We start from the raw sequence: 16,703 nt of genomic DNA on the forward strand, positions 1-16,703 counted from the left end.
ACTTAAATTTGAAATTATTAATTATAAAATTTTTGTCACGGTTCTAATTTATAAATAATCCAAATATCTTCTACCTTTTTGTTACCGATTTTAATAATCCCATTTTCAATTTGTATAATAGAATCTACTGCAATTTGCACTATTTTTATTTCCCCATTATCATCTTTATAAGAATAATATAATTTTTCAACACTACCTGTATTTTTTCCCGCTAATCTCATTTGATATGAAATATGCTCCGTTGTTAAAACCGGGCATTTATTCTCTAATTTATCGTAATCAGAACCAATCCCTTTTTCAATATCAAAATTGTGTAACAAATGCCATTCTTGCGGAAAATCATGCCTCCAGGACATCAATTGTTTAGCATTAATTGGGATTGTTGATGATGAAATAGTATTACCTCCTTTTGCCACATACCGTACATGTAATATTAAATCACTTATTGTACTATAATCAAAATCATGTTGATTTGGTAAGCTGATATCCCATTGGGAAACTACCCCTTTGTTTTCAAATGGCATATATCGTTCATCTCTTAAATTTGCTTCAAAAACAGCAGGATCATTATTCGAAGATGATGTTATAATTTCATCAAATGTTGCAGAATAATTTACAGTTGTATCTGATACATTCCAACCAATCCAATGATTCTTCAATGATAGTTTGATATTGGTTGATGTATGGGGACCTGTTATGCAAGGTAATGATACTGCTACGCTCTTAATTCTCATTGCATATAACTTTTTGTCCGGGAATTCTAAATTAAATAGCCATTCCGGAAGGTTTATAGTACATTTTCCCTCCTTAACTAGTTCAACCAATTGCTGCGGATCCAGAAGTTTCAATGAAATACTCTTTGTAAGCTCGTATTCCCTATTATTGTTCTTTATATACATAGAATCCAATTCTTTGAGCTGAACACTCAACCTCTCACCAGCCAGAAGCCCCTTCCTGCCGCTATCCCAGTTTCCGAAAACAACCGGCGCTTCAGTCCTTCCTAGTTCATTTTGATATGCCTTTTGTGCGTGTTTAGCCATATCGTAAGCAAGTTCATAGGCTTTCCTGTGCAGTTTCATTAATTCGCCTGACATCCAGGTATAAAGCTGCTGATTTGTAAACTTTGATTTCATCCAATCGTATATCTCCTTCGATTGCTCTTGCTGCAGTTCATGATTTTCCAGTTCTTTTTCAGCAAGTGCAATTCTGATCTCAGCTCCTAAAATCTGTTTTTCAATTTGTTTTAATTCCTCATTGGCAGTTTTGATCTGTAAAGCCCAATCTTCATATCTTCTTTCATAATTTGCGTATGTAGCAGACATTGATGCTTTATTTCGGTAAACCGAGGCTAGCAATCCCAAGATTGAAGCACTTGCCTGAATAGATTTATGTAGCTTTTTTCCACCAAAAACTTGTGCTCCCGATGCAGTTGGTGCACCGACAAATAAATCCGGAATAGCCACCATTACCCCGGAAACAGCATTAAGTGCCTGCTCCCCATATACAAGACCTTCAGCAACTTTGGTTTGCTGAATTGTATTTAGCTCTTTACTACTTATATAAGCTCTTCCCTGGTAGTCATTAAGTCTGATTTCAATCAATTTTTTATTATGCATCAAAGAATTTAGGTTATTCTTCGCCTCTTCAAGCTGGAGTTTTTTTAAATTCTTGGATGCCTTTAATATATTTTGTTCATGCAATTGCCTTATCAATGATAGTTCTTCTGCATCCCGTTTTTCAAAAGCAGATAGTAATTGACCTCCAAGAGCTTTAACCTCTCCGCAAAATTCATTTGCTTTCTGAATCAAAAATGAATAACGATAATTTAGCGGAGGGGTTGCTAGATCTTCCAATACTTCTGATATATCAAGACCCATTGCAGTTGCACGTACCAGAAGCGCAGGATCTATCGGAGGCTGAAACAGGGGTACTTCTCTAATATTACCATTAATATCCCTGCAATTCCTGATCTTGAACAATCTGTCATTAACTTTTTCCCAATATTCCAGCAATTTTGGATTTTCCGGAATACAAAATAGTAAATTGGGTAAAGAATAGTTTTTGGAAATATTATATGAATTAGAATTGCACATACAGTTGTTGTAAAATTCTGCTCCAGTTAACTGGCTTTCAATATTTACAGATACATTTGAGAACGGATCTAACCCGTTCAGTAAATCATTATAACAAAAGCTTGTTGTATTGTTTTTATTGATCTTTTTTGGCTTTTCTCCTAATAGATTAAATGCCATGATATACAGATTTGAAGCTTCGTTAATAGATTCAGTAGTAAACTGTGTGAACAGATGATCCGCCCAATCCAGCAGAGTTTGAATGTACTCCATATAAACCCATAACATATAAGCCCTGTTTCTCATTGAGGCTATTCTGTGCGGTTCAAAAGGATTATCTCTCCAGTCTTCTATCTGGGCACATAATTCTTTTTTCTTCGTCTCTTCTTCATTACTTAATGCGTTTCCGCTTAATAGACGCATTAAATTCTGTATAGAGCCATCTGATACATCCTGCATAAACGGCTTTATCATCCAGTATCTTAAATTACCAAATGCGTTTTCATGATTTGTCGGGTCAAAAACAAATTGCAGCCATTTAATTGCTTCAGAAAATTTATTGTTATTTTTCAATTCCCTCGCAATTAAAGATACCAAATGAAAGAATACTTCCCAGTTATATTGTGAATATGCTCCGTTATAAGAAAAATCATACTCATCCTTAGGATACGGATTTGCAATATATGAGTATACAGGAAGATATTCCTGATTAAATTTATTAACGATTTTAGTCTGCCTCCTGATATCCGGATTTTTTGAATTCAATAGCCCGGTAATACCATATTTGTTTAACTCTGAAAGCATTAAGCAAACGAAAGGATGCTCAAAAGATTGTACAATAAATTTGTTTCCTTGTGCTGAAACATTTTCACAAACGTATTCAAATTTATTTCCTGTTCTTTTGAAATAACATTGACATTTTACTGATATGTTTCTTTCAATAAAGAAAGAATGTTTTTTATCACTAAAGAAGAATGGGCTGTTCCACATCGCATCCTTATACTGATGAGGATATGTCAACATGAATTTGCTGTTTGTGTTCCTGAATATCTTTAATGAACCGCCAACATGCGCCCGAATGTTTTTAACGAATAACCCGTTTTCAAGAGATTCAGTATCAATTCTGTCAACTCCCTGAAGCATTTGCATTGCTTTGGGTATTGTTTGATTTGGTCGGGCTATTAATATTGCAGGCCACGTAGTATCTATTACTGCAGGTATAATTTCTACTTTATTGCTGCACGAAGTTATCAGGAACCTGTCTTCAAATGCTAATTCCGTATATCCTGTGTGATAAGTCTCCCATTCCTTTGCAAATTCACGCCTGCAATTAATAATCAGATCATTTCCGGGATTGGTTTTTTCACCCCAAAAGTAAAACGAATTTTTATCAAGGCTTACGTGGGCATAGGTTTCAAAATTTTCAGCAAGTCTTGCCCCTTTTCTCAATTCATCAGTTCCAAGTTTTCTGTAAATATTATTAAATGCATCCGGCCCGCAATAGTGTCCTGCCAGTACTGTACCATCAAGAATTTTTTTTCCGGTCCATTTTCCAAATTCTAATCTGGAATAGCAAATCTTGATTTCGTAATAAGGAGCATTTTGTTCTTCTCCATCAATAATTCTTTTGATCTTACGATGCTCTTTTTCTATAAATACAGGCCAGAATAAATGTAATCTCCTGTTAAATACAACAGGAATAATATGATCTCCTTCAATATCCTGTTCAATTTTTTCCCATGCTGACCATTTGTTTTTAGTTCTATACCTGTAATAGTAGGCATATGGAGCATTCCATGTTCTGGCGATTACATGGATTTTTTCTTCGGGATCTGTTTCAATATATGTTCCTCTGATATCTAATCTTGCAGCTTCGTTTAAATTGCTTAAATAATTGAAATATGCTTTTTCACAGTTATTATCATTTATTTCATCCTGCTGAAGCAGATCTTCGGCTTCTTTAAAAAATGGTGATTTATCCAGCCTTAAAGAAGGTTCTATCCAGTTTTCAGGATACAAGAAAATTTTTCTGTTCGCTTCCCAAACCCTGTAATTTTTTCTCCACTCCCACTCATTTTTATCGTCCTCATCCATGCAAACATCCGTTTCCAATCCCATTAATGACCTGTGTATCAATAACTGAACGGATGATATTGCCATCAAAATTCTGGTAGTTTTACGGCATGGTTCCATTTCGGCATCAAATAGAAAATGGTCGAAAATTGAACTTTCGTTTTTAAATCCCCTCTGACCTATGTAAAATGAAACCAAGGCATCCCTTAAATCTGATCTGAATTTATTATGTATAGGTATAATATATTTGCTCCATGAATTAAATTCTGAATATTTGTTTCTTAAATGACCTCTAATGTTTTCTCTGAAATCGCTGATATTGCTCTCAGTATATCCACCTGTTGAAGTTGTTGACCATATCCACTTCCAGCTTTCAGAATATTTGATATCAATCTTCTTGGATAAATTATATATAGAAATTAAAGAATTCATTATCTTAATTAGATCAGCTGTAGATGAAGTAACCACTTGTGTCTTTTCAAACATATCAATAAAATCGTCATTACTCATTTCTTTGATACAACTGTTTTGCCCCGAAACTATATAAAGATCTTCAGGTAAATTACCTATATTATTGAGTAAATCACTCACTTTCTGGAAATATTCATTCTGTTGAATATCAAGAAATTCAGATTGTAAAGCAGCATTCTTTAGCCATATTAAATGTTCAAGATTTGATACTAAATAGTCTTTATCAAGCCAGTAAAATGAATCATTAGGAATCTGTAAGTGGTTATGAATTTTAATTTCTATACCTGATTCTAATCCTAAAGCACTTAAACTGCATAAATTCTTAATAATAGAAATTCTTAATAAATATCTGTATAGAGAAGTAAACTGATTTGATACCACTATTTCTTCCGGTAAGAGTACTTCGTCCGGCAAGAGCTCCCAGATTCTATCTTTATCATCTATGAAAATATTAAACCATACAGGATTATAAAAATTTACCAGTTCTTTAACGATGTAATCCTTAATTCCTAAAAGCTCTCCCAAATACCTTGAAATTACATCTTCCAAATATGGAGCTAATTGTTCCCCATTTTCAATTATCGGCTGATTGTTAACATCATATCCTGAAGGATACTGATTCCTGGTTTCGGTTAAAGCTAATTCCATTTTTTCCCAGGCGTCTCTTGCAACTTTTTCGAAATCAGGATCTACAGCTTTACCCTGGTTATCCAGTTCAAAATATCCCTTACCTCTGTCAATATCATAAAATGCTGTTGGCAGAATACACAGTTTCTTAAATTCTAAGTATTTATCAATAAATTTAATTATTTGAGCCGGGTTCACGGGGTTAGCAGAAAACGGATTACCGCTCATACTTATAAAGGATATCAATTCTTTAATACTTAAAGTAAGTACATCAGCCAGGATACAATATGCTTCTAAATCAGAAATTACCCCGGTAGTTAAAACAGGATTTGAAGAAGGAAAATTGCAGTTTACAATCGCATCTAATTCCTGTTCATCAATTTTCAGAGCAAAACATATAATTGCTTTTTCATCCGGTATAAGACTTTTAATTTTTTTAGTGTTGGATGAAGAATCCAGTGTAACGGGATCAAAAAAAGTTTTTACTATATCGCTGAAAGAATTGTTACAGTACTTATCAGCATAATATTCTGTCCAGGAATTCTTAATGTTATCAAAGAAAGGTTTATCGCTGCAAAATATTAACACCTCAATAAATGTTTTATTTATTTTATCCTTCAGATAAATTGCTGATGCCAGCTTAATAATGAATTCTTCATTAATTACATTACCAAATGATTCAATAGCTTTATCCAGTTCAAAGATACTTAACTTACTTATTCTTCTCAATCGCTCAAATTTCATTAGCCTTTCAGCAACTGCCGAAGTTATAGCCGGTGCAAAAGTAAATGCATCGGTGTTACAATCATCAGGTCCATTTTGCGGGCGTAAAATTGTAATGGCGGCATTTCCTTTAACATATGTTGACCTTATAATATCCTCAAGTTCATCCAAAGTTAAGCCGGATTTTCTTAATATTTCACCAACATTATTTGAAGAAGAGCTTAAACCCCAATGTTTTGGCCAGAATGATGCACCTGCTGCATTATTACCAATAAGTATCTTATATTCATTTTCATTAATCCCAAGGAATGCTTTTGCCCAATAAATCGTATTAAAATGGGAATCCGGGTGACTGTATGTTCTTATCAGTTCAGCGTGAGTAGTACCAAGCTCTGACAAATATTTCTGTGATTCAGCAAGTTTAACATCAAATGGCAGTTTCCAGGTGTATGAGTAATCCATCAACTTAGCTTCTATCGCATCATAGCGATGTTCAGGCTGAACAAATAACTCTTCTGATGAATTATTTGTTTGAAGCAAACTGTAATCAGCATTTGGTTCAATGTTTAGAGTTAAGATCTCATTAACAAGATCTATATAAGGCAGCTCTGTTTCCGCATTTTTACAATTTAATTTAATATAAGATATATCACCTCTTCTGGTTTTAGAAGAATTTCCGGTCAATGCCGAATATCCGTTCTTGCCCGTATTCTCACAAACAACATCACTTTTTATCCAGTGCAATAAATCCGTTAAATATGCTGAAGGACTGAATACTGACTGGCATTGATTACATGTACAAGTATCAAGACTGCCGAAAATTGACTTCATATCAGGTAAGCCTGCGGCTGCTGGCGGCTGGTTACTGTTTCCATTTCTCATTATTCCGGGCAGCATTGCATCCTTACTTTCAAATCTTTGATACAAAACAGCTAGATGCGTAACAGTATCATTAATAGACTTCGCACGGCAAAATATAAAATCCGCTTCTTTCCTGCTTAAACCACGCTTTTGCATTTTATCGGCAAAATCAAACCGTCCCATTGTTACTATTCTATGGGCTGAATCAAGGCCGCTTGATACCAGAGCCTCAAGCTGGTTTATTCCGGAAAAACCTTCTGTTAGCTTATAACATCTTTGCAATGATTGCAGCCGGGTTAAATCTTCCTGTTTGATCTCTCTTGGTTTATTAGGTTCTTTTGAAACTGTGAAAAAAGTATTAGCGGATTGTTTAGAAATATTAAAATCTTTATTTTTGTTTAAAATCACCAATATTTGTTCTATACCCGGCATTTTTGTTTTGCCCAGGTTTACAGCAAGTGACTGGGATGGATATTTCTCCGAAAATGCCTGTACAATATCAATAGCATAACTTTCTTCCGGGTTATCACTTTCTTTATATTTTTCAGGATATTTGGCAGCTCCTTTTATACTTTTAATCGATTTAAGCCAGCTATCCAAATCTTTTTTAATTAACATTTCTTCATCAAGATGACCGGGCAGCTTTGCGGATTCCTGTACAGATAGTTCCAGCAACGGAGGAAATTGATTTAGAATAAGATCGATCTCTATTATTTTTTTCAGTTCATCGTTATTTGGTATATCAGCGTTAATTTTTGCACCGCCTTTTGCAATATCACCGGCAGGCTTTTGAGTTAATGGTTCATCGCCGGATTCTTCTTCATCAGATAATAACGATTGCAAACTCCCGGCATCTATGGTTAAATCAAGTAAATCGCTTTTTTTAAATAACTGAAGCGATGATAAATGAATAATTTTAGCATCATAAAACCTGTTATCATAAAATGAATTCATAAGCAAACAATTTCTGATCACAACTAATCCTTCAGCAATATCCTCAAATAAGCTGCTTTTATATATTACATTTTCGTTTGCAGCTTTTTCAAGCGCAGCAATGATATTATTTTTACTTAACGTAAGAACAGAATGTAATTCAGACCCGGAAATAGTTCCCGCTAATGCAAACAGAACACCTTCAGTCTCAATATTTGAGGATATTTTCTGCAGGTCTGATGCTGCTTTATTAAGATATTCCTGCTCCGCTTCTTTTTGCTTTAAAGCCACATCAATTTTTCTTTTACAATATCCAATTTCAGACTGCAATTCAGTGTACAGCCTGTTAGCATTCAATAGTCTGTTAAGATCAAGCTCTCTGATACAGGCTAAACATAAAAGCTTCATACGCTGCTGTTCGTTTAAGTCCTTCAATAACAGGTTCCCTAATTGTTTGGATACAGAATTTTTAATTCGGTTAAATAAAGGTATCCCTTGTTTATCAGGATGATATGTAAAGTTGATTGATAATATACTGCCATAACAATGCGGTCCGCTTTCATCAATAAGAATTTCCTGTACCTGTTGTTCGGATAATTGCAGATATAATCTTGCGATCAGGGAAAAACCTTTTTCATATTGAATTTCCCCGGTAAACTTCCCGGTTTCATCAACCGGTAGAGTTAATAGAGGTTTTTCTGTATTTAGCGTTACCTGATAAACTTTAACTGATAAATTCAAAAAACCAGTACATGCATTTTCATCATTATCAGGAATTTTAACGATACCGGCAATAGTTGTTTTCATAATAATTTTATTTTTTTAAAAATCTGCAAAAATCGAATTTTTAGTTTATTAAGCCAAAGATATTATTTCCTAAAAAGTTGATTTAATGTTAAATGCTATCACAATCTCACGCTTCAGTATATAACCTGGAAGTGCTTTGCCATTTGAATCAATAAGATTAATATTGAGCAAGTATGAATTATTTCTTTTTTTTATATTCTTATAATTTTAATTAAAATATTTTTTTGTATATTAATTATTAATAATTCTCAAATTCTATTTCTTCTACTTTTTAACATTAAATACGTTGTCATTCCGCATTGATGCGTATGTTTCTTATAATCCTATTCTATTATTAATCCATTTTCAATTTTTAAAAATTCCAAGCGCATATCTCGGTCAAAAGCTATTACTAAAAAACCAGAAAGTTTATTTTTGTTTCTATCGGTTAACGTTCCATGAATGATAAAATTTGACTTATTTGCTTTTGGCATATTTTATTTATTTTAAATTCAAACCTATATACAATTAAAGTAATTATTAATAGATCTGCCGAATTCCTGGTCTAAAACATTTACCTTATCCCACGCTTCAACTGTGGACTGGGTAGAGCGAACTCATTGCAGTAGTGGGGAATGGTCAATTCTGAATTACCTCAATTCTTCTATTGAGCGCCCTCCCGGCTTCTGTCTCATTATTAGCTATTGGCAATGACTCGCCCTTCCAATCGATACTTATTCTATCAGCAGAAATGCCCATCTCTACTAAGTAGTTTTTGCTTGCAGTAGCTCTTTGTTTAGATAATTCTAAATTAGCTTCGTCAGAACCAATACTGTCAGTATGACCTATCAAAGTCACTTTCAAGTCTGGTATTATCATCAAGTTAATGTAAAGTGCTTCTAATTGTTTTTTTCCGTTTTCATCTAAAATAGCACTGTTTGTTGCAAATGTTACATTAAGATTTTTCGGTAAATCAATTTCGATTGTAGGTAATAAGTAGGGGTCTTTGCTCATCACCGAAGACATATTATTATTAGATTTCCCTATTTTTGTTGCATAGGCGTCCCATGAGGACAATCCTTCACTCAGTATGAGTTTGTCTTGTGGGGTAAGTCCCGGAGACAGAGTCTGATTTCTTACATAAGAAGCTACATCAGCTTTAATTTTTTCATACTCTGCATTTGTTGTATTAAAGTTCGGAATGTAACCGTCGGATGATTTGTCAATATATAAAACTCCGGAAGGACTATTTTCAATGCTTTGTTTTTTACTTTGTAAATCTTTTTCAATCATAATAAGGTTTTCTTTATTTTGTTTAACTCGCTCTTTCCAACCCTTTAAGCGCGTTGATTCATCCATATCAATAACGCTTTGAATATTTTCTTTATCCTTATTGGCTTTTTTTTCTGCAGGTTCAATATAGTTTTTTTTGCCTACCTTTACAAAAAGAGCTCCACGAAGTTGTCTTTTATCGTAACTTGTATTGTCCCACCATTTTACTACAATAAACTCCGGAGCATTTGATTGTCTACCTGAAGTATCCACAAGCCCAATCGGATTCCCCCGCCCATACACATACACATTAACCCCATCCCCAATCCCAATCGGGTCAGCGCTGCACCATCTCCCTAACCACGGCAAATAATACCTTGCACTATGGTATTCCAATCCTGTTTCTTCATCCCGCTCCATTCCCGTATAACGGTAGCGTTTTGCGGCGGCTCTTATCGCACTGTTCTTTGCCTGGTATGCTGTTGTGCCATAAGGATGGTATTCTTCATAGCTAATTACCTCCGCATTTTCATTAAGCTCAAGGTTAGCAGAGCCAAGGTGATTATGATGCTGGTAGCGTACTAAAAATTCTTCTGTACCGTCATCAATTTCATTGCGTGTTTCAATCATTACAAACCGGTGTTCCTTTTCCAATAAACTCAAGCTCGTTCGCCTTAAACCAGTACTTGTTTTTTTATATAATTCATAACCTGAAATATATATTCGTTCATCTTTTACAGCGGGTGTAATACCTTCATCAGCCTGGTTTTCGGTAATTTTTCTAATACGCTGCCCCTGTCCGTCATATTGATAATATGTGGTCTCGGGTGTACCACCATTATTTACTCTCTGTCGCACGGTTCTGATGACTTCTTCCTTAAAGTTCCATCCAATATCCTCCAAATGAGGCATAGCTGTAATAAATCCGTGCTGAGGGTGGTGTGGGTATAAATATGATTCAGTACCAACCTTAGTACTTAGCAATCTGTTGGTAACTGTATCATAAGTATAATCACGGTTCCAGCTGTTTTGCGAGCCGGCAGAATGATTCATTTGTAATATATTTCCAACTTCATCATACACATAACTTTGTGTGTAATTCCGCATTGCCATTGGGTCACCGGAATTATACCGGTGCATATATGCAGCGTCATTCCAGTTATCTTTACTGTCAAAACTTAATGCGGCATCATTTTCCCGCCCTGTTGCTTCAATTAACCTGTATAATGAGTCATAGGTATATTCATTCGCCGGCTCAATTCGCATATTGTTAAAAAACACCGTTGGTATTGCCTTATCTTCAATGTGGGTAATATTTCCCACAGCATCGTATATATAATGCAAATCCTGTAATAAGCTGTTATCCTGTCTTTTTGTGACAAGATTTTTCAAACGGAATGTTTCACTGTCATAATTGTATTCAGTAGTAACTCCGTTGCCGTAAATTATCTTGTTTCTTTGCCCTTTTTCGTTATAGTCTATATCTATAATATATGTCGAATTAACATCTGGATTTAAATGATGGACAGATTCGCTTGATAACAATCCCGCTTCATTATATCCCGGTGTAATTACACTTCCATCTGGCGCTGTTTGTTTTGTAATTCGCCCCAACGCATCTGTTTCTGTGATAAATACAAACTCATCGGTTTCTAGAGCATCTGTTAAGTTAGAATCTGTCCAGTTTGCAACGGTTTTATAATCCTTAAAAAGTATTCGTTTGTTCGATTTTGGCTGTCCTTTAAAATCATATTCAGGAGTTTCAATTAAACCACCGGTATCAAAATGCTTATAGACTTGCCCCCGCAGATTTTTCTGTTCAGGGTCAATTTCTGACTCGCCATAAAATATACGTTCAAAAGTATTATTCAGCGGTTCATCGCCATCTCCGCCAATAACTATACTTTCAGTTGGTCTGTGAAGATTATCATAAAAATACTGGAACTCATGACTTCTTTCGTCCCATGTTCTTAATGGATTATTAACAGCATTATGCAGCAGCCACCTTTTTCCTGCATCCATACTATCCTGGTAAACCATATTGCCAAGCATATCATATTTGTAGCTCATAACTGCGTTATTTCTGGCATCAATTACGTTTCTGATATTCCCTTCAACATCAAGTACAGCTTTTGTATAATAGAGTCTATCATTTCCTAATTCATCCTTTCCGTTATTTTCAATCTGGAGAACCGGTCTTCTGAGCGTATCAAAATGGTGTTGTGTTGGAGTGTTGTAATGAGCATAAGCTTTAACCGCTGCTGAGTGTTCTTTGGAATCATTGATATAATCAGGTCTTGAGCTATCAGTTCTTTTTTTATACCATTCACTGTTTTCCACTGTATCATTTTGGTCATAAATGACCTGTTTCCATGAATCAAACTCAACTTTAGTAAATGTAGCATCTGGCATATCGGTTTTTATAAGTCTTCCCAAAGCGTCATAATACAAAACTGGTGTTACCCCAGACTCAACTAACTCCTTAAAATCTTCATACTGACATGTAACTGAAAAATATGGTTCATACTGCTTTACAGGGTTTCCTTTATTGTTCAATATGGTTTTTCCTGTTCCGAGCCACCTTAATAACTTTGGAGCAGAATTTGATGTATTGATTTCAGTTACTGAGTATGTATTATCAGAATTTACAATTACCTTTTTAGCGATTCCGGGTTCAGCCTGAACCTTCTTCATTGCGACTTTTCCAAGTCCATTGGAATACTCAAAACTAATTTGCAAAGGTGAGTTTTGATTAACGGAATAGTGTTCTTCTCTTAAAATTGATGCAACAACGGCTGGTTTTTTACCGCCTGAAGATTTATATATATCAAAATCATAAACAAATCTTGCGGTAGCTTTTTGTAATAACTGCCCGGCAACATCATCTACTGGAAAATATGTAAATGTAGATTTGTTAAAAAATGATGTAATTAAATTAATATCATCATCAGTATGGTATTCAAATAAACCGCTTAGGTAATCCGCTTCAGTCCCTTTACCCATAACAGCCATAGCCTTAGGAAGCCCAAGTTCATCAACAATAGTTTCACTTATGTTCATATTGGCATCCTGCATTTTCTGCGGTGTAAGAGTCCTGAAGTTGAATTCCAGAACCGTTTGTTTATTTTGCAATGCATCTACGGTTTCTTCAATAAAGAAATTGTAATTGCCAAAAAACTTAACTCTCGTTACAGCTCCGTATGGGTCAGTATATGAAACCGGCATGAAGAAACGGTTTTTCGCATCAATAACGCTTTCTGTGCCTTTAATATATTGAACAGTTCCGGAACGTATCCACCAGTTTGCATCATTTTCTGAATGTGTGAATTTGCCTTCTTCCATAAGCGAGTCATTAATCTTAGACACTGGAAGATTAATTGGTCCGAAAATATCTGTGAGAAGTTCAGGAGAATATGCAAGCTGATAGTTTTCATAGGATAAAGCCTTTGACTCGATTGAGTGTAATGAAAGCGAACCAGTCAGGTCATCTTTGTAATAAACCGATCTAACATGTTCAATTAATCTTCTCTGCGTTACTCCTACAGCAGGTTCTGCCAAATCATAATATTCAACTTCGGTAGATTTATCATCAGAAAGGATATCATTAAAATCACTTAATTTGTAATAATTTCCAGAAGTAGCATTCACACCTTTTAGTTCAAATGTTTTAACTTCCGAAGGCAATCTCTGGCGATAAACATCATTTCCAATAACATCATTTGTAAATGAATTTTGAGTGTAAATTATTGAAGTTTTGAGCTGCTCATCTTTTGTAATTTGAGGTAACGAATTATCAATCTGTACTGAAGTTCTTGGGTATACAACTGAAGCTGATTCTAACACGTTTCCATATTCATCCAGCTTAATATTCAGAGTATGTGCAATCCTTGGATCATCGATTTTTCTTTCGTAGCTATATGTTATTGCTTCGCTTTCTTTGACTATAAAAACTGCGTGATTGTTGTTTCCCTTTGGCTGCAGCAATTCAATTACACAATTATGAGTTGAAACATTATAAGGTGTAAGTTGTTTAATAAGCTGCGCCTGGGTTGGATTATCTCCTGGGGCATCGTAAGCAAAAATTTCAGAACGTAATGGCATTCCTTTGCATGAACGAAGCGCTTCGCGCCATTCAGTTGGATTAAGTTCGTAAGTATCGTTAGAGAATAAACCCGGAGCTGGAATCACTTGTGCCTCAGGTAAATTCATTTCACCATGTGAAACAGGATAGCCCTTTCTTTGCATTTCCTCATACCAGTATTCACGGGCAAACTGGTTAAGAATTCTCTCTTTGCCAAGGAAAGCACCTGTATGGAACCAGCTTTTTGAAACTACAGGCTCCCGGTGTAATTCATTATCAACTATATTCGAGGAATTTCCCTTAACCCAATCTTCAAAATGTTCCGAATCAGTTTGTTCAACCATTCCAAAACCGCGGAACTCACCCTCAGGATGGTCATAATATCCATGATGATATTTATATGCTGTAACAAATCTATGACCTGAAATCTTATCATGAATTTCTGATTTGGAAACACAGTGAACAGGAAAATGAAGTTTGGTTATCCAGGGATTGCCTGCCAGTTTATCTTCAATATAAAACCTGGTTGAAGGTGTATATTCCATATAAACTTCTTTACCAAGGTTATTTTTATAAGAAGTCATAATATGCGGCTTTTTGCTGCTCATCAAATCAATATATTTTAGTGGTTTTACTGCGTCTTTTTCAAGACTGCTTGACCACACAATACAGGCAACGCCGTTACCTAGAAGATCAGTTACAGTGATTTTTGACTGATTATTGACCTCCGGAAAAGATTCTATTACATAAGGAATTGTATGAAAGCTATTTCCACTTAGATTTAACCAGCAATTGAAATTGTTTTTGCCCAGATAAATTATATCCGATGTTCCGGAACCATCAATATCTGCTAATTTTATGTACATGGGATTAAATGAATCTGGGTGGTCAAATAGTGGCGCATTATCCATGCTAACTTTTGCTCCAAATTTTCCATATCCTAAGTTAGGCCAATAACATACCTCACCATTTCTGATCCTGACAATGTCCATCAGCCCATCTCCACTCATATCTGAAAGGTAAATGCTTTGTTCTAAATCAGCGAAAATTATGCGTGGACCTTTCTCTTCATCATCTCCTATATAATTTTTGTGAATGTTTTGAATTCCTTTTCTTCCTTCTGATTCATACCATGTAAATACGTTATCTTCTGAAATCAATACATCTGCAATTCCATCACCATTCAAATCAATCATGCGAGTATTAGGATCCCTGAGATTAATGTTTGGTAGGGCATCAAAATACCTGAATGGCTGCCATTTATTTTCATCGTCTAATTCAAAGAAACCTTTTGGTTCTGAATCATAAGAAACAAGCTGTTTACCTCCATCTGCATCCAAATCCGCTAACTGTAATTGTCTTCCCAATCCCGAAAATGAAGGCTTAGGTGAAACTAATTTTGCATGTTCAAATTTTCCGTTCCCAAGGTTATGTTTGTAATACCAGCCGTTAGCCTGTTCTGTCAGAATTCCGTTTAAACCTTCATTATACAGATCAGTAAACTGATACAACTGCTCATCAAGTCCAACCGGCGAGTGAATCAGGTTATCTGCATTTATAAATTTTACATCATTATTCCATTCATGTTTTTGATATTCAAACTCAAGGTCAGGGAGCTTTTTACTTGTATATGTTCCATCCGGTTTCCTTATATATCCAAAAGAAGATAATGAAGTTAAAAAAGTAAAACCATTTTCAATAGATGTATCATAATTTAAATTTAAAGATTTTACCAAAACAGAGCCTTCAGGGAGCTCTTCAAAGTAATGAAATAATAACACCCGTTTACATAACCGGGTAGTTCTTATTTCAAAGCCGGATTTGTATTCCGAAAAATCATCATTTCTGAAATCCCATTGATTTATTGTATCAACCGCATCACCCGGCAGAAGTGTGCCATAATCAAAAATTGTTTGAAACATAAAGCTGGAATCAGCAGGATATGCATCTCCAAATTTATCATAAGGTATTTTATTACCATACAGAATTTTTTCAAGATAAATATTTGTATATTTTAAATTGCCATTTTCTATTCTGTTTCTGTTATGAAGTAAACCAGGGTTAAATCCTAAGGAATCTTCATGCTTATATCTGTAAATAGCACAATTACCTTTATCGTCAAAAACAAACTCAGGCATCCATTCAAAGATCTTTAAGTTATTTTGTGGATCGCTTAATCTAGAGCTGCCGCTCCATCCGTATAAAGTAGTTATATTATCTTTAGTAATTATCCTCCATTTTATTTCACCGGAAGCAATATTAGTCCATCTTTCTATTCGTGCAAATAAACCTTCAATTCTGGGTCTATAATATCTGATTCTATAAAAACCATCAGGTGAATTCTTTTCATTTATTATATAATTATCATTGGGGTCTTTTTCAAAATATCCATTTTCATCCTTTTTAAATTCAGGCACAAGGTCTTCAGCTTCTGAGAAGAGATACGTATCAGAATCTATACTATCAAAATATTCAGGTAGTTTTTTATTTGTCTTTCTTTTTATTGATGATATACCAAGTGACCAGCCCAATCCGAAAACGCCATTACCACCGCCTGAATTGTATGATAGACTAAGATTTGGGGTAACACCACGAGCCTGTGAAACCGGGATTGGAATTGAAAATGAAGCTGTACCATTTACAGCATTTACAGAAAACTTTTCGTCTATTCCCTTAATAGCTCCGCCGCCTTTAGGAAGTGAAACTGAAGGGATTTCAATGGCATTGGACTTTGTTTTCCCACTATCCTTTTTAAGGAATTGGTTTGCTGATGAATTATTATTTTCGGATGAATTATTCAATTC

At 34.9% G+C, this 16,703-nt stretch carries 3 protein-coding genes; all 3 read right to left on the reverse strand.

Features of this window, described 5'->3' with window-relative positions:
* Window positions 1–35: 35 nt before the first annotated feature.
* Window positions 36–8,567, reverse strand: a complete 8,532-nt coding sequence (locus J0M37_15455; protein ID MBN8586485.1) for a hypothetical protein — start codon at window positions 8,565–8,567, stop codon at window positions 36–38.
* A gap of 323 nt (window positions 8,568–8,890) precedes the next feature.
* Window positions 8,891–9,040 carry a hypothetical protein gene (locus tag J0M37_15460; protein ID MBN8586486.1) on the reverse strand — a complete coding sequence of 50 codons (150 nt, stop codon included), beginning with the start codon at window positions 9,038–9,040 and terminating at the stop codon, window positions 8,891–8,893.
* A gap of 145 nt (window positions 9,041–9,185) precedes the next feature.
* A complete protein-coding gene (locus tag J0M37_15465) occupies window positions 9,186–16,700 on the reverse strand; it encodes an OmpA family protein (GenBank protein MBN8586487.1) in 7,515 nt (2,504 codons plus the stop codon).
* Window positions 16,701–16,703: the final 3 nt, after the last annotated feature.

The organism is Ignavibacteria bacterium (genome assembly GCA_017303675.1).
In the GTDB taxonomy this organism is placed as follows: domain Bacteria; phylum Bacteroidota; class Ignavibacteria; order Tepidaquicellales; family OLB5; genus OLB5.

Bases quoted from the DNA above. Each gene is read 5' to 3' on its own strand.
- J0M37_15455 (MBN8586485.1), bottom strand. From the start codon at position 8,567: ATGAAAACAACTATTGCCGGTATCGTTAAAATTCCTGATAATGATGAA.
- J0M37_15460 (MBN8586486.1), bottom strand. From the start codon at position 9,040: ATGCCAAAAGCAAATAAGTCAAATTTTATCATTCATGGAACGTTAACC.